Origin of the sequence: Polaribacter batillariae (assembly GCF_017498485.1) — a bacterium.
GTDB classification, from domain to species: domain Bacteria; phylum Bacteroidota; class Bacteroidia; order Flavobacteriales; family Flavobacteriaceae; genus Polaribacter; species Polaribacter batillariae.
In genome coordinates this window covers 2,896,603-2,921,714 of sequence record NZ_CP071795.1, presented here as the reverse complement: position 1 = coordinate 2,921,714, position 25,112 = coordinate 2,896,603, and the positions used below count along the sequence as shown (strand labels likewise).

Annotated in this window: 23 protein-coding genes; 15 read left to right on the top strand and 8 right to left on the bottom strand. The window is 31.1% G+C overall.

What is annotated here, in order from left to right; all coding sequences use genetic code 11:
• The first annotated feature begins 4 nt into the window (after positions 1 to 4).
• From JL193_RS12970 to JL193_RS12950, 5 genes are read left to right on the top strand one after another with little or no spacing between them, the layout of a single operon-like run.
• Entirely contained in the window at positions 5 to 721 is a 717-nt protein-coding gene (locus JL193_RS12970) for a CDC27 family protein (protein ID WP_207971205.1), read from the top strand.
• On the top strand, positions 711 to 1,523 hold the full coding sequence (locus tag JL193_RS12965) for a hypothetical protein (RefSeq protein ID WP_207971204.1): 813 nt from the start codon (positions 711 to 713) through the stop codon (positions 1,521 to 1,523). The genes JL193_RS12970 and JL193_RS12965 overlap by 11 nt, the downstream gene beginning before the upstream one ends.
• 50 nt (positions 1,524 to 1,573) lie before the next feature.
• Positions 1,574 to 3,007 (top strand): M20/M25/M40 family metallo-hydrolase, encoded by a 1,434-nt coding sequence (locus tag JL193_RS12960; protein WP_207971203.1) that lies wholly within the window; start codon positions 1,574 to 1,576, stop codon positions 3,005 to 3,007.
• Positions 3,008 to 3,011: 4 nt separating this feature from the next.
• Positions 3,012 to 3,374, top strand: a complete 363-nt coding sequence (locus JL193_RS12955) for a DoxX family protein (RefSeq protein ID WP_207971202.1) — start codon at positions 3,012 to 3,014, stop codon at positions 3,372 to 3,374.
• The gene (locus JL193_RS12950; protein ID WP_207971201.1) at positions 3,371 to 4,984 is read left to right on the top strand and encodes an amidohydrolase; all 1,614 of its coding nucleotides are present in this window, start codon (positions 3,371 to 3,373) and stop codon (positions 4,982 to 4,984) included. The genes JL193_RS12955 and JL193_RS12950 overlap by 4 nt, the downstream gene beginning before the upstream one ends.
• Positions 4,985 to 5,164: 180 nt before the next feature.
• Here JL193_RS12950 and JL193_RS12945 read toward each other — a convergent pair whose 3' ends face one another.
• The 6 genes from JL193_RS12945 to JL193_RS12920 form a co-directional block, all read right to left on the bottom strand.
• On the bottom strand, positions 5,165 to 5,509 hold the full coding sequence (locus tag JL193_RS12945; protein WP_207971200.1) for a hypothetical protein: 345 nt from the start codon (positions 5,507 to 5,509) through the stop codon (positions 5,165 to 5,167).
• A gap of 304 nt (positions 5,510 to 5,813) precedes the next feature.
• Positions 5,814 to 6,320: an IS630 family transposase gene (locus JL193_RS12940; protein ID WP_243456901.1), complete on the bottom strand. Its 507-nt coding sequence runs from the start codon at positions 6,318 to 6,320 to the stop codon at positions 5,814 to 5,816.
• A gap of 26 nt (positions 6,321 to 6,346) precedes the next feature.
• A complete protein-coding gene (locus tag JL193_RS12935) occupies positions 6,347 to 6,667 on the bottom strand; it encodes a hypothetical protein (protein ID WP_207971199.1) in 321 nt (106 codons plus the stop codon).
• Entirely contained in the window at positions 6,646 to 6,864 is a 219-nt protein-coding gene (locus JL193_RS12930) for a hypothetical protein (RefSeq protein ID WP_207971198.1), read from the bottom strand. Before JL193_RS12930 ends, JL193_RS12935 begins: the two co-directional genes overlap by 22 nt.
• A gap of 223 nt (positions 6,865 to 7,087) precedes the next feature.
• Positions 7,088 to 7,603 (bottom strand): DUF2892 domain-containing protein, encoded by a 516-nt coding sequence (locus JL193_RS12925; RefSeq protein ID WP_207971197.1) that lies wholly within the window; start codon positions 7,601 to 7,603, stop codon positions 7,088 to 7,090.
• A gap of 77 nt (positions 7,604 to 7,680) precedes the next feature.
• A complete protein-coding gene (locus JL193_RS12920; RefSeq protein ID WP_207971196.1) occupies positions 7,681 to 10,824 on the bottom strand; it encodes a cytochrome c biogenesis protein CcsA in 3,144 nt (1,047 codons plus the stop codon).
• A gap of 114 nt (positions 10,825 to 10,938) precedes the next feature.
• Here JL193_RS12920 and JL193_RS12915 point away from each other — a divergent pair, with 114 nt between their 5' ends.
• Positions 10,939 to 11,502, top strand: a complete 564-nt coding sequence (locus JL193_RS12915; protein WP_207971195.1) for a hypothetical protein — start codon at positions 10,939 to 10,941, stop codon at positions 11,500 to 11,502.
• A 104-nt stretch (positions 11,503 to 11,606) separates the two neighbouring features.
• Here the strand turns inward: JL193_RS12915 and JL193_RS12910 are convergent, their stop codons facing one another.
• Positions 11,607 to 12,383, bottom strand: a complete 777-nt coding sequence (locus tag JL193_RS12910; protein WP_207971194.1) for a TIGR03915 family putative DNA repair protein — start codon at positions 12,381 to 12,383, stop codon at positions 11,607 to 11,609.
• Between the two features lie 588 nt (positions 12,384 to 12,971).
• Complete coding sequence (locus tag JL193_RS12905; RefSeq protein ID WP_207971193.1) at positions 12,972 to 14,240, bottom strand: putative DNA modification/repair radical SAM protein; 1,269 nt, start codon at positions 14,238 to 14,240, stop codon at positions 12,972 to 12,974.
• Positions 14,241 to 14,835: 595 nt separating this feature from the next.
• Between JL193_RS12905 and JL193_RS12900 the strand changes: the two genes are divergently transcribed.
• The 9 genes from JL193_RS12900 (at position 14,836) to trpC (ending at position 25,033) form a co-directional block, all read left to right on the top strand.
• On the top strand, positions 14,836 to 15,102 hold the full coding sequence (locus JL193_RS12900; RefSeq protein ID WP_207971192.1) for an Asp-tRNA(Asn)/Glu-tRNA(Gln) amidotransferase subunit GatC: 267 nt from the start codon (positions 14,836 to 14,838) through the stop codon (positions 15,100 to 15,102).
• 1 nt (position 15,103) lies between these two features.
• Positions 15,104 to 16,504, top strand: coding sequence for an amidase family protein (locus JL193_RS12895; RefSeq protein WP_207971191.1), 1,401 nt, complete (start codon positions 15,104 to 15,106; stop codon positions 16,502 to 16,504).
• Positions 16,504 to 19,857, top strand: a complete 3,354-nt coding sequence (gatB/aspS, locus tag JL193_RS12890; protein WP_207971190.1) for a bifunctional amidotransferase subunit GatB/aspartate--tRNA ligase AspS — start codon at positions 16,504 to 16,506, stop codon at positions 19,855 to 19,857. The genes JL193_RS12895 and gatB/aspS overlap by 1 nt, the downstream gene beginning before the upstream one ends.
• A 419-nt stretch (positions 19,858 to 20,276) precedes the next feature.
• Complete coding sequence (locus JL193_RS12885) at positions 20,277 to 21,668, top strand: anthranilate synthase component I family protein (protein ID WP_207971189.1); 1,392 nt, start codon at positions 20,277 to 20,279, stop codon at positions 21,666 to 21,668.
• A gap of 242 nt (positions 21,669 to 21,910) precedes the next feature.
• Positions 21,911 to 22,195, top strand: a complete 285-nt coding sequence (locus JL193_RS12880; RefSeq protein ID WP_207971188.1) for a hypothetical protein — start codon at positions 21,911 to 21,913, stop codon at positions 22,193 to 22,195.
• A 21-nt stretch (positions 22,196 to 22,216) separates the two neighbouring features.
• Complete coding sequence (locus JL193_RS12875; protein ID WP_207971187.1) at positions 22,217 to 22,804, top strand: anthranilate synthase component II; 588 nt, start codon at positions 22,217 to 22,219, stop codon at positions 22,802 to 22,804.
• A 120-nt stretch (positions 22,805 to 22,924) separates the two neighbouring features.
• Positions 22,925 to 23,914 carry an anthranilate phosphoribosyltransferase gene (gene trpD, locus JL193_RS12870; protein ID WP_207971186.1) on the top strand — a complete coding sequence of 330 codons (990 nt, stop codon included), beginning with the start codon at positions 22,925 to 22,927 and terminating at the stop codon, positions 23,912 to 23,914.
• Positions 23,915 to 23,966: 52 nt separating this feature from the next.
• The gene (locus JL193_RS12865) at positions 23,967 to 24,140 is read left to right on the top strand and encodes a hypothetical protein (protein ID WP_207971185.1); all 174 of its coding nucleotides are present in this window, start codon (positions 23,967 to 23,969) and stop codon (positions 24,138 to 24,140) included.
• 104 nt (positions 24,141 to 24,244) lie between these two features.
• Positions 24,245 to 25,033 (top strand): indole-3-glycerol phosphate synthase TrpC, encoded by a 789-nt coding sequence (trpC, locus tag JL193_RS12860; protein ID WP_207971184.1) that lies wholly within the window; start codon positions 24,245 to 24,247, stop codon positions 25,031 to 25,033.
• Positions 25,034 to 25,112: the final 79 nt, after the last annotated feature.

Below are 25,112 nucleotides of genomic sequence, written 5' to 3'. Positions count from 1 at the left end.
TTTTATGTACTACTATATAATTGTTGCGCTTCAAGTTCTTTGCTTTTATCATTGTTATAAAAACAATAAAGAATATTACTGGTACTTTATCATCTTTTTTATTCCTTTAGTGGGTTGCATCATTTATCTAATAACTCAAGTTGTTAATAAAAAAGATGTTTCAATTATTTCTGAAGAAATTACTACTATTATTAATCCTACCAAGAAAATAAAAGACCTCGAAACAGCCGTAAAATTCTCAGATACTTTTCAAAATAAAATTAATTTAGCAGACGCATATTCAGAAATTAAAGAGTATAATAATGCGATTTTATATTATGAGAAAGCACTAGATAGTGGTTTTAAAAACGACCCTTACACTTTAAATAAGTTGATAAAATGTTATTATAAAGTGGGTAATTTTGATAAAGTAATTGCTTATTCTCAAAAAATAAACTTAGAAAAAGAGTTTCAAGAATCCATTTATTTTTATGGTTTGGCGCTCGAAAAAAAAGCCTATTTTAAGGAAGCCGAAATTCAATTAAAAAAGTTAGACATTCGTTATTCTAATTACAACGAACGCTTAGAACTCTCTAAGTTTTTAATTCGAAGAAATAAAAATGCAGCAGCCAAAGAGGTCTTAAAAGAAATGCTTCAAGAAATTAAATCGATGTCTAAACAAAATGCAAAAAGATATAAAGCCGTTTTTATGGAAGCTGAAAAAGTAACAAATGAGCTTTAAAAATCTTCTTAAAATACTGTTTCATTTCTTCCTTTTTTTATGGTTAACCTTACTTACACAAATTGGAGGATTAATTTATATTTTATCAAGATCATTAATCTCAACCAAAAAGAAGAAACATCTAATAAAACGATTTTCTATCTTTGTTCTTCTATATGTAACTTCTACATTTTTAATTGTTCCAAGTATTGCTCCTTTTTTTGGTAGAGTTAAAATCGAAGATTCTCACAATCTTACAACTCATAATTTTGTAACAAAACTCTGTAATAGAAATTATGTAACACCAAAATTACATGATGTTTTAACTAATGTCTCTTTGAAAGTAAATAAAGAATATCCCGATATAAAAGTTATGTATTTAGATGCTAATTTCCCCTTTTTTGATGGTTTCCCATTACTTCCTCATTTAAGTCATAATGATGGAAAAAAAATAGACATCTCTTTTGTTTATGAAGATGATAGAGGAAAAATAACCAATTTAAAACCATCTAATAGCGGTTATGGTATTTTTGAAGAACCCAAAAGTGGCGAAGCTAATCAAACTAAAAAATGCAAAGAAAATGGATATTGGCAATATGACTTCACAAAGTATTTTACATTTGGAAATCCTTATAAAAATTTAAAAATATCAGAAAAAGCAACAAAAACAATCATTCATATAATTTTAAAAAACAATAATGTTAACAAACTTTTTATAGAACCACATTTAAAAATAAGGTTGAATTTAAAAGATAAAAGAATTCGATTTCATGGCTGTCAAGCTGTAAGACATGATGACCATATTCATTTCCAAATACAGTAATTTATCATTTCATTTTTGTAGCTTTATAAATTCAAAATAAATAATACCAAATGAAACAAATATTATTCTTTGCTTTTATCTTTTTATTGCTGTTTGCATGCAATCAAAAACAAGAAAAAGTAATAGATTCTAACCAATTATCCGTCGAAGAAAAAAAAGACTCTATAAACATTAAAAAACTATTCGATAGTGCTTTAATGGATGGGAAATCTTACGAATGGTTGCGCGATTTAACCTCTAATATTGGCGGTCGATTATCTGGTTCTCCTGAAGCAGCAAAAGCAGTTGTTTGGGGAGAAAAATTAATGAAAGAAGTAGGTTTAGACTCTGTTTGGTTGCAACCTGTTATGGTACCACATTGGGTTCGTGGTGAAAAAGAAATTGCAACATATACCACAAACGGAATTCAAAAAAACGTGCCCATTTGCGCTTTAGGTTTTTCTGTAGCAACCCAAAAATCGGGAGTTTTAGCAGAAGTTATCGAAGTAAAAAGTTTAGAAGAGGCTGAAGCTTTGGGTAATAAAATGAAAGGTAAAATTGTGTTTTTTAATCGTCCTTTCGACAATACACTCATCAATACTTTTAAAGCATATGGTGGTTGTGTAGATCAAAGAGTACAAGGCGCAGCTATTTGTGGTAAATTTGGCGCAAAAGGCGTTATAGTTCGTTCTATGACAAATGCTATAGACGATTATCCGCACACAGGAACCATGAGTTATGGCAATCTACCCAAAGAAAAGCACATACCAACTGCAGCCATTAGCACTAGAGCTGCAAATATTTTAAGTGACGATTTAAAGGAAAACCCCAAATTGAAATTTTACTTTAAACAAAATTGCGAAACCTTGCCAGATACACCTTCTTTTAATGTAGTTGGCGAAATTAAAGGAGCAGAAACGCCAGAAAACATTTTTGTAGTTGGTGGGCATTTAGATTCTTGGGATTTAGGAGATGGCGCCCATGATGATGGTACAGGAATTGTACAATCTTTAGAAGTTGCTTATTTATTCAAACAAAACAATATAAAACCTAAAAATACGATAAGGGTTGTATTTTTTATGAATGAAGAAAATGGTACAAGAGGTGCCAAAAAATATGCAGAATTGGCAAAACAAAATAAAGAAAATCATATAGGTGGTTTAGAATCGGATGCTGGAGGGCACACACCAAGAGGTTTTTCTATAGACGCCAATAGTGCCCATACGAAATTACTAAAAAGTTGGAAAAAACTACTAGCTCCTTATGGTTTACACGATATCGAAAAAGGTGGCTCTGGTGCAGATATTAGTCCTTTAAAAGGAGAAAATGTAACCTTAGTAGGCTATAGACCAGATTCTCAAAGATATTTCGATTACCATCATACAAGCACAGATACTTTCGACAAAGTAAATAAGCGAGAGTTAGAACTGGGCAGTGCTTCTATGGCAAGTATTGTTTATTTAATGGATAAATATTTATACAACAACACACCTGTAAAACAATAAAAGTTTGGCAATTTTAATTCTTATCTTAAAAATAGTTTTCGGGGCTTTTTTCTGCTTTGCAGGAATTATGCACATTCTAAAACCAAGAATTTTTAAAAATTTTATTCCTAATTTTTTTCCAAAGAAATTAGTAAATTATGTCGTTGGAACTATTGAATTTCTATTAGGTTTTGGGTTATTTTTCTCTGAAACAACGAAATATGCTGCATTCGGAATTTTTATTTTGATGATTCTTTTGCTACCAATTCATCTTTGGGATGTTACAAGAATTAGACCTGCAATTGGTTCTAAAAAAATGGCCATTATTAGAGTTCCTCTTCAATTTTTATTAATGTATTGTGCTTATTTAATTTATACAAACTCATGAAAAATTTTTTTTCTATTCTAACCATCGCTTTATTTCTTGTTTCTTGTGCTAAGAAAGAAGCAGATTTAATTGTTATCAATTCAAACACTTACACCGTTAACAGTAATTTCGAAAATGCGGAAGCTTTTGCTGTAAAAAACGGAAAATTTATAGCTGTTGGAACGAACAAAGAAATTCAAGACAAATTCACTTCAAAAAATACGGTTGATGCAGAAAAAAAAGCAATTGTTCCTGGTTTAATTGATGCGCATTGCCATTTTTATAGAATGGGTTTGCAACAACAAAAAGTATCTTTAGAAGGTACCAAAAGTTACGATGAAGTTTTACAGAAACTAGTTGATTTTCAAAAAGAAAAAAACACAAATTTTATTACGGGTCGTGGTTGGGATCAAAACGATTGGCAACTCAAAGAATTTCCAACAAAAGAAAAATTAGACGAGTTATTTCCAGATATTCCAGTTGCCATAACGCGTGTTGATGGACATGCATTGTTAGTCAATCAAACAGCAATTGATTTATCTGGTATTACAAAAGATACTCCAGTTTCTGGTGGAGAAATTATTGTTGAAAACGGAAAAATGACGGGTGTTTTAATTGATGCGGCTATGGATTTTATTAAATTTCCACCAACCTCTAAAAAAGAAGCCATTCAAGGTTTGTTAGATGCTCAAAAAATATGTTTTTCTTACGGTTTAACTACTGTAGATGATGCAGGAATCTCTAAAAATACAATCGATTTAATAGATAGTTTACAACAAACAAACGACTTAAAAATGCGTGTTTATGCAATGGTTTCTGGCGATAATCAAAAAGAAATAGATTACTTTATCAATAAAGGAATTATAAAAACCGAAAAACTAAATGTGCGTTCTTTTAAAATTTATGGAGATGGTGCTTTGGGTTCAAGAGGTGCTGCCATGCGAACACCTTATTCAGACAGAGAAAATCATTTTGGCGCTTTAATTTATTCTCCAGAAAGATATCAAGAAATCGCAAAACAAATTGCGGCTTCCGATTATCAAATGAACACACATGCCATTGGCGACTCTGCCAATACTTGGATGCTAAAAACCTATAAAGAAGTTTTAAAAAATGCTAAAAATAGACGTTGGCGAATTGAACATGCACAAATTGTTTCTAAAGAAGATTTTACGCACTTCGACAATATTTTACCTTCTGTACAACCCACACATGCAACATCAGACATGTATTGGGCAAAAGACAGAATTGGTCCCGAAAGAATGAAAGGAGCATATGCCTTTAAAGACCTGTTAAATAAATATGAAAAAATTGCATTAGGTACAGATTTTCCTGTAGAAAAAGTAAATCCGTTTTTAACTTTTTATGCAGCAACCATTAGAAAAGACACAAATAATTATCCTGAAAAAGGTTTTCAAATGGAAAATGCTTTAACAAGAGAAGAAACCTTAAAAGGAATGACCATTTGGGCTGCCTATGCTAATTTCGAGGAAGAAGAAAAAGGTTCTATTGAAGTGGGTAAATTTGCCGATTTTGTGATCTTAAACCAAGATATTATGAAGGTAAAAGACAGTAAAATTCCTAAAACAAAAGTTGTAGCAACTTTTTTAAATGGCGAGAAGGTATTTTAATTGTTCCTTATCAAATAAAGATATGGAGTAAATAGATTCCATTAGCTAAACTATTCAGAATTAGGGCGACTACCAATACTTCTTAAATTATTCCTACTCATAAAAAAGCGAGCTTATAATAAATAAGCTCGCTTTAAATTTGAATTAGATCAGCGAAATATTGTTGAGACTGAATATTGTTTAACAAGAACCCCAAATAACTCCAGACCAAATTGCATTATTCTGGAAATATACAGTTGCTTTTATTCCTTTAAAGGGAGGTACTCCAAATCTAAAACCGCAGGTTTCCATACATACGTTAACGCTAGCTCCAATGGGAATGTTTAGTGAAACGTTAAAACAAATCTCACCAATAATTGGAAAATTAACACAAATACGACCATTCTCATATTTTGCGCCAACACATGCTGAAATTTTTGCGGCTTGGGTACTTGGGTGAAATTCAAAAGCTTGTACTTTAGAATCATTAACTACTCCGTGAGTTTTGGTTAAATCAGGGACGATATCATTATTATCTTGACACATAATTTTACATATTAAGTTATATTTCCTACTCTATTTAAATTGGCTTTTCGGATGCTGCCTTTTGTAATGAAAAATTTATAGTAGCTACTTAATCGAATAATTTCTTTTTGATTACATTACAAATATTTAATTAAATTTAGGGTATTAAAAGAGTATAAGTACTACTTTTTTCAAAACAGGTATTAGTACTTAACTTTATTATTATTAGTATTTTAGGGTTTAAAATTGAGGGATTAATAACTTAAATTTTGAAAGGATAAAAATGAGTACTTTAATCTAATATAAAAATGAATATTTAAACAGTTCAATAATTAGAGAAAATATATTCTTGTCTTGTAATTGATTTGACTAATTCTTTAGTAAGATTTTCGGACTTATTGGAGATAAAATCTACAATTTGTGGTATTGATTTATAGATTCTGTTTGTAAAGGCTCTTTTATACCAAGCCCATATTTGTTCTGCAGGGTTTACTTCTGGAGAGTATGGAGGTTGAAATATTAAGACGATATTATCAGGAATTTTAATTTTCTTAGCCTTATGAAAAGCCGCATTGTCCACTACCATGACTTTAAGTTCGATTGGATTTTCTTTGGATAATTCATTCAAAAACAACTCAAAAATATCGGCATTACAGTTTGGGTATTCCAGTAAAAACTTATCTCCAGTAATTGGAGAAAATGCACCAAAGAGATAGGTCGATTTAAACACCTGTTGAAAAGGGCAAATTGGCTTAACGCCTTTCACTGTTAAAGCGCGCCCATTTTTGGTAAACATCCCAAAACGACTCTCATCTTGAAAATAAAGATGGATGCTTTTGTAAGAATCTCGTTTTTCTTTTACGGCTTGTTGGCAGATACGACCAAAGTTTTTTTAAAAGCATCCACAGCTTTAGCATCCTTTTTGATGTGTGATTTACGAGCTACTTTTATCTTGGTACCAAATTGATTACGACAGAATACCATAAGACTATTATATTTCACTGTTTTTCCAAATTCTTCTTCTACCCAAATCAACAATTCTTTATAACCGCGAATACCTGATTTGGGATCACTTAGCTTAGCATAAATTTTCTCTCGTTCTTGCTTGGTAAACATAAAGGGAGCAGAGGCTGTGGTCTTATGAGCAAGCAGTCCTTTTAAACCACCATTAAGATACATTGTTCGCCATCTTTGAATACTGTGTTATGATTTACCCCAACTAATTTGGCTAAAGCGTTTTTAGATAGTGGCTCTTTATGTTCTTTAATGACTTGTAGCATTCTAAGTCGTGGAATAAATAAAGCTTTACTCTTTTTTTGTAATGATTTTAATTCTTTAATACTCTCTTTTACTATAATTTGTTTTGGTAATGCCATCTTTTTATAATGAATTAATTAATAGTCTAATTTATGAAAAACAATAATTAAAACCAAATATTAGTCTAAAAAAATATTCATTTTGGTGTTACCGTAATAAAACATCCTTTTTTCCCTTTCTATTTCATCATAAAAAAGAAATCGTAATGAAGGTGTTTTTATAGAGAAAAAAATCCGCTGTAAAGTTTACAGCGGATTTTTTTGTATCTATAATTGAAGCATTTTAAATCTTCTTCATTTGTTGTTTCATTAGGGTCATTTGCTCTTTTAACATGCCGTGTTTGTCTAATTTTTTAGCTTCTGCCATTAAATTAGTAGCTTCACGTTTACGTCTTTTCGTCATTGCAATACCAGCTAATTGTAACTTAGCCATAGCCAAATCATGATCCATTGACAGGCCTAATTTTACCGCTTTTCTTAAATATTTTTCGGCCTGTGTTATATTCGTTTGACTTAGCATAATGCCATGCAAATAATTGTAATAACCTTGTTGTTTTACTGTTAAAGCAGCTTCAGGATTTTTTATATAACCTAACCATTTTTTAGTTCCTTCGAAATTTTGCTTTCTTAGCTGTAAAAAAGCCAATAAAATAAATTCGTTTTTAAAGTAGAATAACACAAAAATTCCAGCTAATAATAAGATGGAAATTCCATTCATTATATTTCCTTGACTAAATTGATATACAGCCCAAACAGTAATTAAACCAGCTAAAATTAATTTTATATTTTTATGAAACATGATGTTTTTTTATGATTATTTTTTGAGGAGCAAAAATACATTTTCTAATGAAAATAGAAAGTTACTTCTCTGTAAAATTATTTTTTATAATATTTTTTGTATTTAATAAATGCAAAGGTTCCTAAAATTGCCACAAAACCAACAGAATAATAAACTGATGTTGGTGTAATTACTCTATCTCCACTTGCATAAGAATGCAACCCAGATAAATAAAAGTTTACGCCAAAATATGTCATCATTATAGAAGCATACGCAATTATAGACCATAAATTAAAAGTATATTTTCCACGTAAACCAGGAATTAAACGCATATGTAACACAAATGCATATACCATAATAGAAATTAGTGCCCAAGTTTCCTTGGGATCCCAACCCCAATAACGACCCCAACTTTCGTTCGCCCACATACCACCTAAAAAGTTTCCAATGGTAAGCATTATTAAACCCACAGTAATTGCCATTTCGTTAATAATGGTAATTTCTTTGATGTTTAAATCCATTTTCTTTTTATTTTTTTCGTTGGTAAAAACCATTAAAAGAAGTGCACAAATTCCTAAAATCATTCCTAAAGAAAGTGGGCCATAACTGGCTACAATAATAGAAGTATGTACCAAAAGCCACCAAGAATTTAAAACAGGTTGCAGGTTTGCAATTTCTGGATCTAACCAGTTTTGATGAGCAAAACCTAATGTAATCGCAACTAAAAATGCTGTTGCTGTAATGGTTAAGGCAGATTTTCTTCCCATAAAAAGCCCAAACAACATAGTTGCCCAAGCAACAAAAATAATTGACTCATACGCATTGCTCCAAGGTGCATTTCCACTAATATACCAACGTGAAATTAAACCTAAGGTGTGAAAAATGAATAATCCAGCTGTAATTGCAATTAAAACTTTTACAATGGTGTTAACCCATCTTTTAGAATTGAATATTTGCCATATCACAAAAATGATTAAAAACAAACTTACAAAACCATAATAGGTAGCCAATTTTTGAAAAGGTTGAATTTTATTATAGCTAATTTCTAATTCTATTTTTCTTTCTGAAGGATACACTGCTGCTCCAAATTTTTTCTGAAACTTCTTAATTCCGTCTAAAATTTTATTAGCCTCTGTATAATCGTTCGTTTGCTTTGCTTTTTGTAAAAACTGAATGTAAACAGGTAAAGATTGGCGCACAAAAACAGAGTCTGTTCCTTTAAAATTTGCTTGTGAAGCTTCTGGTCTAGAAACCCATTTGTTATTATCGTCATTTGGTATTGGATATATTTTTAAAATTCCACCCCCAATAGCACTGTATAACAAACCAATTCTTTTATCGATATTTATAAGGTCTTTTTCGAACTTGTTACGAACCTTTTTCTTTTGAGCTTCTGCTACTTTATTTTGAATTAGATACTCGCCTTTCGAATTGAAAAAATCGGACAAACTTGCAAATTCTGCATCTGTATCAATACCAATAAATTCTCTTATTTCTTTATTTCCTTTTTCTAAATAAATAACAGGAACTTCGTACCATAAATATGGGTTTTCAATTATAGATAATAAAACCTGACTAGGTTCCATACCTTTAAATTTGTCTGTTTTACTTACTTTTCGAACCAATTCCGATGCAAAGGTATGTGCAGGTTTCATTCTACCACCAGCATCTTGTATCACTAATTTATTAAAGCTTTCTGCGTGTTTGGCATCTACCATGTTGGCTTTTAAAATCGAATCTATTTGTTGGGTAGATAATTTACTTGATTTATGATCATCATGTTGTGAAAAACCAGAAGTGCTTAGTAAAACTGCTGCAAAAATGGATAAGGTTAGTTTTTTCTTTCTGATTTTTTTCAATCCTTTTTTTAAATCGTCGAAACGCGTGTTTTTTGCAAAAAGAATGCAAATTAAACCTGTATATAAAAGAGAATATCCTAAATAGGTCACAAAAGTTCCTAAGAAATCGTGATTTACAGATAGGTGTGTTTCTTCTTTTTGTCCAGACAAATCGTAACTCGCTTGAAAAAATTTATAACCTTTATGGTCTAAAATGTGGTTCATATAAATGCGGTAATCGAAGGTTTCATCAGTATCGATAACAGTTACTTCACTTGCATATGCTGCAGCACTTTCGGAACCAGGATATTTATCTAACTGAAAATCATTCAATTTAATAGAAAAAGGAGTTTCTAAAATTTTAGAACCATACAGCATTCTAAAATTTAAACCACCAACAGCCAGTTCTTTAGAGCCTTGAGAATTAAATTTTCCGCCTAAAAGTTCTACTCTTTTTGTTTCGTTATTGGCTGTAACATCTAGAATAATTAAATCTTGTTTTTTATCGTCTTTTGGACCGCGAACGGTTTTTATACTTCCTTTTTCTACAGGTCTTGGAATTACAAATTGTAAATTTTCTATATTATGCAGCGTTAAGTATTGGAATTCTTGTAAAGAATCTTTTACAATCTTTCCTCTTTTTTGGTCTGCCATTCGAAACCAATCTCCATCTGCTTTTGTTTTCATTTTTAAAACACCATCTTTATTGGTAAAATTAATAGATGCATTTTGCTCGTTGGCTTCAAAACCAACTAAAATTCCATGGATGTTTTGTAGTGTTCCTTTTTTAATCCAATGTTCGTGGCGTGTTCCTTCCGAAGATTCCACAAAAAATAAATGTTCTACTCCATTTTTATCTTCTACTAATTTTTTTTCTGCCCACGGAATATAATCAACCAACTCGAAAGAAAAATCAATATGATTCTCTTTTGTCTTAAAAGTATTTGAATACGACCAAGAATTGTTTCCCCAAGCAGAAAGCATTATGGGTTCATTAATTTCTGGTTTTTGTAAATTGCCATCATCTACAATAGCGTTTAAATAGATGGTTTCCGATAAAAACTTGTTGGTGGTTTGGCCTTCTTCAATTAACATAATTCCTTCATAACCAATGTAACGTGTTATTCCTGCACCAATTAAAATAAGTAAAAATGCAGCATGAAACATTAAAACAGCCCACTTTTCTTTTTTATACAAACGATATCTAAAAATATTTCCAAAAAAGTTAATTACGAAAAAAACCATAATTAATTCGAACCACCAAGTGTTGTAAATAAGTGCTTTAGAAGTTTGTGTACCAAAATCGTTTTCAATAAAAGTGGCAATGCCCATTGCTGTCGCAAATACGATAAATAAAACAGCCATTAAACGTGTAGAATATAGGAAATTGAATAATTTTTTCATCCTTTTTGAAGTGCTTTTTAAAAGAGTTACAAATTTAAGCATAAAAGCACGAATAAGCGGTTTGTATGCGCTATATTTATTGATTATAAATTGTTAAAAAAAACAAAATAATTAATGTCTAATAAACATATTATACCATCTAATATTAAAGAAGAGGTCGAATTTGCGTTACAGCATTACCCACAGCTAAAAAACGTACATATAGAGTTTAAGTTTAAGAAAAATATTAAAAAATCTACAATGCAGGCAAGACCTACTTTTGGTAGTTTTTTTAAAACGAAAAAGAATCGAAAATTTTTGATTTTAATTAGCGAAAAATTTAAAATTTCTGGAAGAGAATTTTCTACAGTAGATATTCCTAAAGATATTTTTATTGGTTGGATTGGGCATGAATTAGGGCATATTATGGATTATCAACATCGAAACAAGTTGAATTTAATTTGGTTCGGAATTAAATATTTATTGTCAGACAACCACATAATCGAAGCAGAAAGAGCCGCAGATAGTTTTGCTGTAAAACACAATATGGAGCAATATATTTTAAAAACAAAAGATTTTATTTTAAACAATTCTGATATTCCTGAAAATTACAAAAATCGCATAAAAAAGTACTATTTATCTCCAGAAGAAATTATGGAGTTAATTAAAGAAAGAGACGAGTTAAAAGCGGCATTATAATTTATAAAAATCGGTTTTTTATTTAAAAATTTTTGGTAACGAAATAAAGAATTTCTTGAAACCAACGATTCTTGAGACAGAACCACAGAAGATTTTTTTTTCGATTAAAAATCGGGTTGTTTTTCACTTAAATATTTCCAATAACGTTTAGGAACATGTTTTACATGTAATTTTATGTTTTTTCTTTCGGTAATATTGGTGCTTTTAAAATAGTGTTGCCATAACTTCTGAAAATCAAATTCTTCATCTGCAAAATAATTTTCGTTGGTTTTCGAAAAATCGAAATTCGAAGGGAAATTTATGTGGATGATTTCTACTGTTTTTAAATTGTAAAACAACCCATAATGTCTTGCAATGTCGTAAATAACCCATTTTTGGTCTGCATATCTTCGTTTAAAATGTTTAGCGATTAAGGGTAGTACATTAAAATCGGGAGAAATATTGGCAAAATAAATTTGGTCTTTTGTTAGTCGAAAACGAACAAATGCTTCCATTCTGTGTTTTTCTCTACTTACCTTTTTTGCAATTTGAGAGATTTTTAAAGCACTGGAGTACGAAAAATCGGTATCGACTTTTGTGGTGCTTTTAAAAATATAAGAAATGTAGTCGAGTAGAGTGTTTTCAACATTTTCTTGCTCACTTAAAAAAGCGTAATAAATTTTCGTGCAAGAGTTTTTAGAGGCTTTGTTTTTTAAACCTTTCCAAACTCTGTCTGCTTTTTCTTTATGGGTTATAACTGTTTGGTTTTCTGAAAACAAACTATTTTGAACAACGAATTCGTTTTGAATTTTTACCTTTTCAATTTTATATTCGAAAACGTAAAAAACGCAAGACAAAAAGCCTTCGAAAGAACCGTCGTAAATAAGTGTTTTTGCTGTCATTAAAAATTTACTTAATTTTTATCATTTCGACCTTGTGGAGAAATCTTTAAAGTTTTAGTTTATTACTAAGATTTTTCGACTTCACTATGTTTCGCTCATAATGACAATCTAACTTCAAATTCATCAATACAAATCCTGTCATTTCGACCTTGTGGAGAAATCTTTAAAATTTTAGTTCGAGACTAAGATTTTTCGACTTCACTGTGTTTCGCTCAAAATGACAATCGAACTTCAAATTCATCAATACAAACCCTGTCATTTCGACCTTGTGGAGAAATCTTTAAAATTTTAGTTCGAGACTAAGATTTTTCGACTTCGCTGTGTTTCGCTCAAAATGACAATCGAACTTCAAATTTATCAATACAAACCCTGTCATTTCGACCTTGTGGAGAAATCTTTAAAATTTTAGTTCGAGACTAAGATTTTTCGACTTCACTGCGTTTCAAACCAAATGACAATTGAACTTCTAATTTATCAATACAAACCTTGTCATTTCGACCTTGTGGAGAAATCTTTAAAATTTTAGTTTGACACTAAGATTTTTCGACTTCGCTGTGTTTCGCTCAAAATGGCAAAACTTTTTTAGGATTAACTACTTTCAAACAAATTCAATTGCGGACTCAATAATTTATCATATTTACTAGTGGAATTCTTTAAAATAATCGCTTTTAATTTTTCAGCAGATAAATCTCTTGTTTCAAATTGATTGCTATCGCAAATAATAAAATATTGCGCTCTGTTAAAAGCGATGCCTATTTTCTTTAAATGATCCCAATTTAGTTTTCGATAACGTCTTGCCATTAAAATTTTAGCTACAGATTTCATACCAACTCCAGGAATTCTCGCCAACATTCTTTTATCGGCTTTGTTTACATCTATAGGAAATTCGTGCAAATTTCTTAATGCCCAACTTAATTTTGGGTCGATATCTAAATCTAAATTTTGATGATGCTCGTTTACAATTTCATTAATTTGAAACCCATAAAAACGATACAACCAATCAGATTGATACAGTCTATTTTCACGCAACATAGGCACTTCACTACCAATTTTGGGCAAACGACTGTCGTAACTAATAGGAACATAACCCGAAAAATAAACTCGTTTTAAATGGTAACTTTTATAAAAATATTCCGATGTTTTTAAAATCTGAAAATCGTTTTCGCCACTTGCACCCACAATCATTTGCGTACTTTGTCCTGCAGGCGCGTATTTAGGGGTGCTTTTTATAATTTTCTTTTCAGCTTTGTATTGAATAATTTCATTTTTAACTTTATCCATTGGTTTTATAAAATCGTCGAAATTTTTGTCTGGAGCTAATAGTTTTAATCCGCTTTTTGTAGGAATTTCTATGTTGACACTCAATCTGTCTGCATATAAACCTGCTTCTCGCATTAATTCGTCTGAAGCTCCAGGAATAGATTTTAAATGAATATAGCCATTAAAATTTTCTTCTAAACGTAGTTTTTTGGCAACTGCCACCAAACGTTCCATGGTATAATCTGCACTTTTAAAAATGCCAGAACTTAAAAACAAACCTTCGATATAATTTCTTCTGTAAAAATTAATGGTTAAATCTACCACTTCTTGTACTTTAAAAGCGGCACGTTTTACATCGTTACTTTTTCGGGTAACGCAATAGGCACAATCGAAAATACAATGGTTGGTTAATAGTATTTTTAGCAAAGAAACGCAGCGTCCATCTTCTGTATAAGAATGACAAATTCCCATTCCTGTAGCATCTCCTAAACCTTTATTTTTGTTTGCGCGATTGCTTCCACTAGAGGAACAAGAAACGTCGTACTTGGCAGCATCTGCGAGTATTTTTAGTTTTTCTAAAGTTCTGTCGAAAGACATTAAATATTTGATATTTAGTGTTTTATAAATGTATTTTTTCTTAAAAGAAAAGTAGTATAAGTTACAAAATTAAATGTGTTTTTCGATTAAAAATAGCATTATTTTATGCTGAAAAAACTCTTTTTATGAGTTTGACTAAGTTCGCTAGAGATTGAAGCTACATTTTTTTTAGGTCAGTTCGAGTGAATTTGTGAAAAATGAATGATTTTATATCGAGAACAAATAAAAAGATAAATTTTTCTACTACGCTAAAGATAGGCTACAATCCCGACCTTTAGAAAACTCTCAAAAAATAATTTAACAAGAGAATTTTATTCTTATTTTTATGATATTAATAATTATACTTCGAATTTTTGAAGATACTATAATGCTTGCATAAAAACGTAGAAAAGAGGTTTTTGAATCATTTATTCTACATATATTTGCTTGCATAACAATGAATATGACAAATAATAATAACAATCGTAATTTCAATAATCCTAATTTTTAGGAAGGGAGGTTGTTGTTTTAAAAAAAATATATAGAGCCTTCCAAATCGGAAGGTTTTTTTTATGTCCTGAACTCGCTTCAGGATTTTAATTTAAAAATTAAAGAAATGAGTAAAATGATGACAGTCGATATTTTGTCGAGTATTAAAGGTGCAGAACCATCAGAATCTGTAAATAAATTATTTAACATAATTAAAAATGCGAATCAGAATAACAATTCTAATAATGCTGTTAATAATAATGTAGTTTCTTTAAATGATTTAAGAGAAGATGTTGTGATTGAGAGTTCTAAGATTGAAAAAGAAATAATTGTCGAGAATTTCCCAAAAGAAAAAAACGGATTTTTAGTGGTTGCTAAAGTGATAGAAGATTAATATGGAGTCGCAGATAAAAAAAATACATCAGCAATTGATGTCTAAAGAAATTTCGTGTACAGATTTGGTACAAGAAAAATTAGATTTATTAAAACAAAATACACATAATACTGTCAATTCACTTTTAGAAGAAACAGCTTTAGAATTAGCTAAAAAAGTTGATGAAAAGATTGAAAATGGCCAAGAAATTGGACTTTTAGAGGGAATTCCATTCGGAATTAAAGATGTGTATATGGTTCAAGGTACCTACACAACTGCAAGTTCCAATTTATTGAAAAATTATAAATCTTCTTATACAGCAACAGCTATTCAGAAGTTATTAGATGCAGGCGCCATTCCTTTAGTAAAAGAAAATGGAGATAGTTTTGGGCATGGTTCTTCATCTGAAAACACCATTTTTGGGGCCGTAAAAAACGCTATAAATCCAGCTTTAGTTGGTGGAGGTTCTTCTGGAGGTTCTGCAGTGAATGTTGCCAAAGATTTTACCACGTTTTCAATTGGTGGAGATACTGGAGGTTCTATTCGTCAGCCAGCAGGTTACAATAAAGTGTATGGTTTAAAACCAACTTACGGACGAATTTCTCGTTACGGATTAATGGCATACGCATCTTCTACAGATTGTGTTGGCCCCATTGCAAAATCTATTGAAGACATTAGAATTGTACTAAATATAATGAGTGGTAAAGATGTAAAAGACCAAACAAGTTATGCTTCTGAAGAAATTTTAGAAGATGCAATCTCAAATGCATCAGCCATAAAAACAGTGGGTTATTTTAAAAATTTTATCGAAAATGAAGCAATTTCGCCAGAAATAAAACAAGACTTTTTAGCAACGATTGAAAAAATGAAAACCAAAGGAATTGCAATAAAAGAATTAGATTTTTTTAATGCAGATGTTTTAGTTTCTACGTATTATACGTTGGCAATGGCAGAAACTGCTTCTAATTTATCGCGTTTAGACGGCACAAATTACGGAGCAAGAATCGAAGGCGAGAATTTAAAAGACACCTATTCAATTACGCGTTCAGAAAACTTTTCTGAAGAATCAAAAAGAAGAATTGTGGGTGGAAATCAAGTTTTATCACAAGGTTTTTCTGATGAAATTTACTTAAAAGCACAAAATTTAAGAAACCAAATATCCCAAAGATTTAGTGAAGATTTTAATGAAGTTGATGTGATTTTGTCGCCAGTAACACCTGCAAATCCACCTAAAATTGGCGAGAGTTTACAAAACCCTTTAGCCATGTATTTATCTGATGCTTATACTGTTGGTTTTAGTTTGGGAGAATTACCAACATTAACAATCCCAAAAGGTACTGAAACAGGACTACAAATTACAGCAGACAAGAAAAAAGATGCACAAGTCTTACAATTTGCGAACTTTTTAAACGATATTTTATAATGGAATTAGATCAAATACACGATGCTTTAAAAGCACACGATTTAGAATTAATTATCGGTTTAGAAACGCATGTTCGTTTAAATACAAACACAAAATTATTTTGTTCTTGCCCCAATGAAGAAACGGAAATTCCGAATACGAATATCTGTTCGGTTTGTACTGGACAAATGGGCGTTTTACCAGCAATAAATAAAGAAGCGATTACAAAAGCAATTTACTTTGGAAAAGCCGTAAAATCAACATTTTCGAATGAAGTAATTTCTTGGGACAGAAAACATTACGAATACCCTGATAATCCAAAAAACATACAAATTACACAGTTTCATAATCCTGTAATTCCAGATGGAGAAGTTTCTTGTTTTAGAAATGATGGTTCGCAATTTACGGTAAATTTAACGCAAGTTCATATCGAGGAAGATGCTGCAAAATTAATGCACGAAAAGAAAATTTCGTTAGTCGATTTTAACAAAGCTGGAGTTCCTTTAATTGAAATTGTTACGGAACCTTGTATTAGAAATATAGAAGATGCATCTACGTATGCACAATATATTCAACGAATTGTACAGAATTTAGGAGTTTCTGAAGCGAATTTAGAAAAAGGTGAGTTCAAATCGGATGTTTCTGTGTCGCTTCGTAAAAAACATACCTATAATTTAAACCCAAGAACCGAAATCAAAAACCTGAATTCTTTTAAGTTTATGGTGGATGCTTTAAAAGAAGAGGTAGAAAAACAGTTAAATTATTATATAGAACACAAAGAGTTTAGGCCAGACCAAACCACGGTTTTATGGGATGCAGATTTAAAGCAAACCAAAACCATGCGTAAAAAGGAGTTTGAAGCAGATTATCGCTTTATTGCGGAACCAGACATTCCTTTTGTGTCGATAAAAGAAGTGGTAAATTCTATAAAAATCGATGCAAGTGCATTGCCACATGCAGTAGAATCTGTATTAATTAAAGGTGGTGTTTTACCTCAAGATGCCAAGTTTTTTACGGCAGATGCCATTCGTTCTAAAACATTTATGACGATTAATAATGCGATTCAAGATCCGTCTTTTGTGGCAAAAACGTTGGTAAACAATCTGGGTGCAGAGGAATATAAAAACATTCACGATATCAATCATTTAATTGAAATTTTCCAATTGTTTAAAAATGATAAAATTACGTCTGTTTTGGTTCAAAACGGAATTACATCCTACTTAAAAGACAGAACTTTCGATTTTAAAAAGTATTTTGATGACAATACCATTTCGGAAGCTCAAATTTTTGAAGCTATAGAAAAAGTAATTTCAGAAAATGAAGCCATTGCAAACGATATTAAAGCAGGAAACCAAGGAAAAGCAGGAATTCTTGTCGGAAAAGTAATTGCAATTATTGGTAAAGGTGCTTCTGGAAAAGCGATTCGAGCTGGAATATTGGAGCAACTTGCTGGAGAAAAAGCAGGAAGTGAGAAGATGGAAGTTGGAAGTGACAAATCTGAAGATGGAAGTAGGAAGTTGGAAGCTGGAAGTGAATCGAAATTTGAAAAAGAAGAGGAATTACCAGAAATTCCTATTGTTATAAAAGAAGAATACAGAACGCATAAAATTTCGCAATTATCTGAAGAATCTATTACCCAAAAAGTGACTTTATCTGGTTGGGTTTCGAGTGTAAGAGATCATGGAGAATTAATGTTTATCGATTTACGAGATTCTAGCAATCAGGTTTTTCAAGTTCGTTTGAGTAGAGAATCGTTCCCGAATTTAGATGAACTGGTAAAGTTGAAACCAGAATCTGTGATTTCTGTGACTGGAGTTGTGGTTCAAAGAAATAAAGACGATTATAATGCAAGTTTAAGAACCGGTAAAATTGAATTAGAAACATCAACTTTAGAAATTTTAAACCTTTCTAAAACCTTACCTTTTGAAATAAAAAGAGCCACAAAATCGAATGAAACGGTTCGTTTTCAATATAAATTTTTAGATCACAGAAATAATGAGGTTCGTAGAGCCATTGTAAATCGTCATAAAGTAATTAAATTACTTCGAGATATTTTAGATGAAGAAGAATTTTTAGAAATCGAAACGCCTATTTTAACTGCAGGAACAGATGAAGGTGCCAGAGAATTTATTGTGCCAACAAGAAAGCAATCAGGTTCTTTTTACACGTTGCCACAAGCACCACAACAATTCAAGCAAATGTTAATGGTAGGTGGATTTGAAAAATATTTTCAAATTGCACGCTGTTTTAGAGACGAAGATTCTCGTGGAGACAGACAGCCAGAATTTACACAATTAGATATCGAAATGGCATATGTAAGTATGCAACAAATCATCGATTTAAACACAAAAATGTTTAATGAAGTGGTGCGTAAAATTTATGGCAAAAAATGGATTTTACATCCTTTTGAAGTCATTACTTATAAAGATGCCATGGATAAATATGGTTGTGACAGACCAGATTTACGTTACGGTTTGCAAATGCAAGACATTACAAACATTGTAAAAGATACTACTTTTCAGGTTTTTAGTAAACCCATTGAAGAAGGTGGAATTGTAAAATGTATCAAGGTTTCTGCAAAAGAACAAGGAAACAAAAGAATGTCTAAAGGGCAAATTGAAAATTTAACTGCCATTGCACAGCAAAATGGTTTAGGAGGTTTGGCTTACATTATTGTAAATGAAAATGATTTACAATCGCCAATAATTAAGTTTTTAGGCGAAGAAATTGCAGAAAACATCATAAAAATTACCAATGCAAAAGTGGGCGATATTGTATTTTTCTCTGCAGCAGATTACGCAACTGCAAATAAAGCGTTGGATGCCGTTCGTCAAGAAATGGGACGTATTTTAAAGTTGATAAACCCAAAAGAATTAAGACCAGCTTGGGTAATAGATTTTCCAATGTTCGAAAAAACAGAAGAAGGAAGATGGACGTTTACGCACAATCCATTTTCGATGCCAGCAGTGTATGATTTAGAAAAACATATGAATGGAAATGATGAAGAAATTGGAACCATAATCGCACAACAATACGATTTAATTTTAAATGGTTATGAAATTGGTGGAGGTTCCGTTCGTGCGCACAAAGCAGAAATTTTAGAAGCCACCTATAAAAATATGGGTTATAATAAAGAGGAAATGCTTAAAAGCGTAGGAACCATGTACAAAGCATTCCAATATGGAGCGCCACCACATGGAGGAATTGCTTGGGGAATTGATCGCTTAATGATGATTTTAGAAAAGAAAGCATCTATTAGAGAAGTAATGGCATTTCCAAAAACAGGTTCATCCGAAGATTTATTATTCAATGCACCTTCAATTTTGTCTGATAAAAAGGTAGAAGAAATGAATGTGAAGATTATTCGTAAATAAAAAAAGAGATACACGAATTTCACAGATTTGTACCGATAAATGTGAAGAAATGAAATCTGTGCAAATCTGTGTGATAAATAATTCGTGAATTCGTAGCATTAAATTTTGTGATTTTTTCTATTTGTGAAATTTATCAAATTAGTATCTCAGAAATCTTCAAAATAAATTCAAAATAAAGGTTGCTTAATTTAAAAATCTGCCTTATTTTTGCGAAGTAATGAATATGAATATAAAAAATATTTGGTGGTGGAACTCTCTTAATCAATAAGTGAGAACAAAACCTATATAGTAAATATATAAAAAGGCTTATCTCACGATAAGCCTTTTTGTTTTTAGTTTTATTAAAAAAATAAAGATTCCCTCGAGCGCAGTCGAGAGGTTAATTTAAGTCTCGACTGCGCTCGACCAGACAAAGAAAAATGAAAAAAACACAATTTAAAACAATTCATAAAACAAAAATTGCAGACACAGTAACACCTGTAGGTTTGTATTTGCGTTTTAGAGATAAATTTGCAAATACGCTTTTATTAGAAAGTTCCGATTATCACAGTAAAGAAGAAAGTTTTTCCTTTATTGCGATTGACCCCATTTTATCTATAAAAGTAGAAGAGAATCAGTTTTTGGTTTCTCATAAAGGAGCACAAATAAGTTCTCAAAAAATCGATAAAAATTTCTATGAATTATTCGATAAATTCACAAACTCTATAGATTTAGATTGTCCTACCGAATTAAAATCATTCAATGGTTTGTATGGATATTCTACGTTCGATTCTGTTCAATATTTCGAAAACATTCAATTTAAAAACCAAAAAGCACCTTCTGCAATTCCAGAAATGCAATACAGTTTTTACAGATTCATAATTGCTATCAATCATTTTAATGACGAAATGATTCTGATAGAAAATATCGAAGAAGGTACAGATTCTCGCATCAAAGAAATTCAAACCATAATCGATGCACAAGCCTTTAACACGCAAAAATTCGAAATTGTCGGCGAAGAAACATCAAACGTAACTGGCGATGAATTTATCGATTATGTAAAAAAAGCAAAATCGCACTGTAAAAGAGGAGATGTTTTTCAACTGGTTTTATCACGTCAGTTTCAACAAAAATTTAAAGGAGACGAATTTAATGTGTATAGAGCATTACGTTCTATAAATCCATCACCATATTTGTTTTATTTCGATTATGGTTCTTTTAAATTAATGGGTTCTTCACCAGAAGCACAAATTAAGATTTCCGCAGGAAAAGCCACCATTAACCCAATTGCAGGAACTTTCAGAAGAACTGGCGATATGGCAGAAGATCTAAAATTGGGTAAAAAATTATCCGAAGACAAAAAGGAGACTGCAGAGCACGTAATGTTGGTAGATTTGGCACGAAACGATTTAAGTAAGCACGCTGATAATGTAACTGTAGAAGTTTTTAAAGAAGTGCAGTATTTTAGCCACGTAATTCATTTAGTTTCCACAGTTAGAGGGCAAATTAAAGGAAATCCCATTGAAATTGTGGGCGATACGTTTCCAGCAGGAACCTTAAGTGGTGCACCAAAGTACAAAGCAATGGAATTGATTGACAAATATGAAAATCAAACACGAGGATTTTATGGTGGCGCAGTTGGCATTATCGGTTTAGATGGTTCTGTAAATTTGGCGATTGCCATTCGTTCTTTCGTTAGTAAAAACAACGTTTTGTATTCGCAAGCAGGCGCAGGAATCGTAATTCATTCCGACGAAAAAAAGGAATTACAAGAAGTAAATAATAAGTTAGCCGCGTTAAAAAAAGCGTTGATTTTAGCGGAAAACATATAAAGTATCCTGCAAAATCTCGAAGACCTTGTAGGTATTTATAAATAACAAAAGTTAGTTAAGAGTAATAATAATTTAATTATTTTTAATTTGGGCGTTTTAACGGGCTTTCCACTATATCTTTTTATGCTAAATTTATTTCAGCATTTATTCTAATTAAAAAAGAATTGAATTTAAAAGACAATAGTACATATTAAATTAAGCATAAAAAGGATGCCGTTTCAATCCCTAACGCAAATTGAGGAATGAAGAAAATATTTACAATTAAAAACATCATTTTAGGAGTACTTTTTATAATTTTTGATATAATTATATATTTAATTATTGGCCTTAAGTTATTAATTTATGAGGATTTTTATGATAAAATTTCAGGACCATATTGGAGTTTAGAAAGTATGACTATTTCTGAGAAAATTGCATATATTGGATTTTGTGCTTGGTGGGTTTTAAATATTCTCTTAGTAATTTTTATTGGATATAAAATCTTTAAAACTTTTCAGAAATCAACAATTAAACAAATCCACAATTAAACGATTACACAACAAAAAAATATGAAAATATTAATATTAGACAATTACGATTCGTTTACCTACAATTTGGTGCATATGGTAGAGAAAATTACAGGAAATTTTCCTGCAGTTTTTAGAAACGATGAAATCAGCATTGCAGAGGTTGGTAATTATGAGATGATAATGTTATCTCCAGGACCTGGAATTCCAGATGAAGCAGGAATTTTAAAAGCAGTCATTAAAACCTATGCAGGCATCAAACCAATATTCGGCGTTTGTTTAGGGTTGCAAGCAATTACAGAAGTTTTCGGAGGAAAAATCATCAATTTAGATGAAGTTTTTCACGGAGTTGCTACAGAAATGAGGGTCACAGACCCTTCAGCGACAATCTTTAAAGACGTTCCAGAAATATTTTTAGCAGCACGTTATCATTCTTGGGCAGCAACAGATGAAGGTTTTCCAGAAGAAATTCAAGTTACGGCAAGAGATGAAGAAGGAGGAATTCAAGCCATTGAGCATAAAGCATTTCCAATTTCTGCAGTTCAATTTCACCCAGAATCAATTTTAACAGATGTTGGCGAGCAATTGGTTACGAACTTTATTAATAAGCATAGCAAAAGCCCATCCTAACCTTCCCAAAGGGAAGGAACGAGCAAGTTTTCGCAGAAAGTAAATAGAGTAAGAAAAATAAGATAAAAAAAGTCAAATAAACATAAGAGTGTTTTCCCCTTTGGGGAAATTAAAAGAGCCATGAAACAAATTTTAAACAGACTTTATAACCACGAAAGATTGTCGAAAGAAGAAGCAAAAAAAATCTTAATAAACATTGCTTCCGAGAAATACAATAATGCACATTTAGCGTCTTTTATGACTGTTTTTATGATGCGCCCAATTACTGTTGATGAACTTTCTGGGTTCAGAAATGCTTTAAAAGAATTGGCAATAAAAGTAGATTTTTCTGACTATAACACCATTGATATCGTTGGAACTGGTGGCGATGGAAAAGATACTTTTAATATCTCAACAATAACCTCTTTTATTGTTGCAGGAACTGGTCAAAAAGTGGCAAAACACGGGAATTATTCTGTGTCTTCGAAATCGGGTTCATCAGATATGTTGGAGAGTTTTGGGTATAATTTCACAAATGATGAGAACGTTCTAAAAGAACATTTAGAGAAAGCTAATATTTGTTTTTTACATGCGCCAAAATTTCATCCAGCCATGAAAGCTGTTGGGCCCACAAGAAAAGCGTTGGCATTAAAAACATTTTTTAATATGTTAGGACCTTTGGTAAACCCAAGTTCACCTAAAAACCATATGTTAGGTACTTTTAATTTAGAAATTGCACGTTTGTATAATTACATTTTGCAAGAAGAAAATATCAATTACGGTATTATTCACGCATTAGATGGTTATGATGAAATTTCTTTAACAAGCGGATTTAAATTGTTCACTAAAAACGGAGAACAAATGATGAATCCAGAAGATTTAGGACAAAAAAGAATTCAGCAATCAGAAATATTTGGAGGAAATTCTGTGGCAGATGCTGCTAAAATTTTTAAAACAATTTTAGAAGGTAATGGTACAGAAGCACAAAACAATGTGGTATTAACAAATGCTGCTTTTGCATTAACAATTGTTGATGATGCAAAGTCTTTTGAAAATGCTTTTGAGGAAGCAAAAAGTTCGCTTTTTGGATTGAAAGCGAAACAAACGTTAGATAAGTTAGTAAGTTTATAAATAGAAAAGACCCTTCAGGTTTTAGAAACCTGAAGGGTCAGAAAATTATAAGATGGCAAAAAAGAAAAACAATTTAATTCTAATTATTCCAGCATTTTTATTAATGGGAGTGGCAATTGGAATACAAACTAAAGAATTATTTAAGCATACAATTGTTGGTTTAATTGTTGGAGTAATTGTTTTCTTTTTTTTAAGATATAGAAATAAAAGATTAAATAATAAATAAGTAATGTCATTTCGAACGAAATATAATGGAGTTGAGAAATCTTAAGTTTTAATAATTTTTTAAGATTTCTCCATAAAGTCGAAAAGACAAATTAGTACAGAAAAATGACAATTTTAGATAAAATAATCGCATTTAAAAAGAAGGAAATTGCTAAGATAAAAGCAGAAGTTCCTGTAAAGAAATTAGTGGAAAGTCCGAGTTTTAAAAAAACAACTTTTTCATTAAAAAAATCTCTGCTAGAAGTGGGTTCTACCGGAATTATTGCCGAGTTTAAAAGGCAATCTCCATCCAAAGGAATTATTAACGATACAGCTACAATTGCAGAAGTTACCAACGGATATTTAGAAGCAAATGTAGCAGCACAATCTATTTTAACAGATACTTCCTTTTTTGGAGGAACCATGGCAGATTTAATGGAAGCAAGAGTTATCAATCAACAAAAACCTATTTTAAGAAAAGATTTTATTGTAGATGGCTTTCAGGTTGTGGAAGCAAAAGCCATTGGCGCAGATGTTATTTTACTAATTGCTTCTTGTTTAACTTCAACAGAATTAAGAAACTACGGAAATTTAGCAGTAGATTTAGGTTTAGAGGTTTTGTATGAAGTGCATACACAAGAAGATTTAGATAAAATTAACGATTTAGATAACAAGATTATTGGCATTAATAACCGAAATTTAAAAACGTTTGAAGTCGATTTAGAGCAATCTATAAAACTATCAAATCAAATTCCTGATACCTGTGTAAAAGTTTCAGAAAGTGGCATTTCAGACCCAAAAATTATCACAGGATTAAAAGAGTTTGGTTTTCACGGTTTTTTAATCGGTGAAAATTTTATGAAAGAAGAAAATCCAGGAGAAGCTTGTCGAGAATTTATTAGTCAAATACGTTAGAAGTGTAAGTGTAGAATTGTTTAATTGTGTAAAAAAGTTTGAGTATTAGTAATTACACGATTAAAAAAATAAACGACTA

Bases quoted from the DNA above. Each gene is read 5' to 3' on its own strand.
- JL193_RS12970 (WP_207971205.1), top strand. From the start codon at position 5: ATGTACTACTATATAATTGTTGCGCTTCAAGTTCTTTGCTTTTATCAT.
- JL193_RS12965 (WP_207971204.1), top strand. From the start codon at position 711: ATGAGCTTTAAAAATCTTCTTAAAATACTGTTTCATTTCTTCCTTTTT.
- JL193_RS12960 (WP_207971203.1), top strand. From the start codon at position 1,574: ATGAAACAAATATTATTCTTTGCTTTTATCTTTTTATTGCTGTTTGCA.
- JL193_RS12950 (WP_207971201.1), top strand. From the start codon at position 3,371: ATGAAAAATTTTTTTTCTATTCTAACCATCGCTTTATTTCTTGTTTCT.
- JL193_RS12945 (WP_207971200.1), bottom strand. From the start codon at position 5,509: ATGTGTCAAGATAATAATGATATCGTCCCTGATTTAACCAAAACTCAC.
- JL193_RS12935 (WP_207971199.1), bottom strand. From the start codon at position 6,667: ATGTATCTTAATGGTGGTTTAAAAGGACTGCTTGCTCATAAGACCACA.
- JL193_RS12930 (WP_207971198.1), bottom strand. From the start codon at position 6,864: ATGGCATTACCAAAACAAATTATAGTAAAAGAGAGTATTAAAGAATTA.
- JL193_RS12925 (WP_207971197.1), bottom strand. From the start codon at position 7,603: ATGTTTCATAAAAATATAAAATTAATTTTAGCTGGTTTAATTACTGTT.
- JL193_RS12920 (WP_207971196.1), bottom strand. From the start codon at position 10,824: ATGAAAAAATTATTCAATTTCCTATATTCTACACGTTTAATGGCTGTT.
- JL193_RS12915 (WP_207971195.1), top strand. From the start codon at position 10,939: ATGTCTAATAAACATATTATACCATCTAATATTAAAGAAGAGGTCGAA.
- JL193_RS12910 (WP_207971194.1), bottom strand. From the start codon at position 12,383: ATGACAGCAAAAACACTTATTTACGACGGTTCTTTCGAAGGCTTTTTG.
- JL193_RS12905 (WP_207971193.1), bottom strand. From the start codon at position 14,240: ATGTCTTTCGACAGAACTTTAGAAAAACTAAAAATACTCGCAGATGCT.
- JL193_RS12900 (WP_207971192.1), top strand. From the start codon at position 14,836: ATGAGTAAAATGATGACAGTCGATATTTTGTCGAGTATTAAAGGTGCA.
- JL193_RS12895 (WP_207971191.1), top strand. From the start codon at position 15,104: ATGGAGTCGCAGATAAAAAAAATACATCAGCAATTGATGTCTAAAGAA.
- gatB/aspS (WP_207971190.1), top strand. From the start codon at position 16,504: ATGGAATTAGATCAAATACACGATGCTTTAAAAGCACACGATTTAGAA.
- JL193_RS12885 (WP_207971189.1), top strand. From the start codon at position 20,277: ATGAAAAAAACACAATTTAAAACAATTCATAAAACAAAAATTGCAGAC.
- JL193_RS12880 (WP_207971188.1), top strand. From the start codon at position 21,911: ATGAAGAAAATATTTACAATTAAAAACATCATTTTAGGAGTACTTTTT.
- JL193_RS12875 (WP_207971187.1), top strand. From the start codon at position 22,217: ATGAAAATATTAATATTAGACAATTACGATTCGTTTACCTACAATTTG.
- trpD (WP_207971186.1), top strand. From the start codon at position 22,925: ATGAAACAAATTTTAAACAGACTTTATAACCACGAAAGATTGTCGAAA.
- JL193_RS12865 (WP_207971185.1), top strand. From the start codon at position 23,967: ATGGCAAAAAAGAAAAACAATTTAATTCTAATTATTCCAGCATTTTTA.
- trpC (WP_207971184.1), top strand. From the start codon at position 24,245: ATGACAATTTTAGATAAAATAATCGCATTTAAAAAGAAGGAAATTGCT.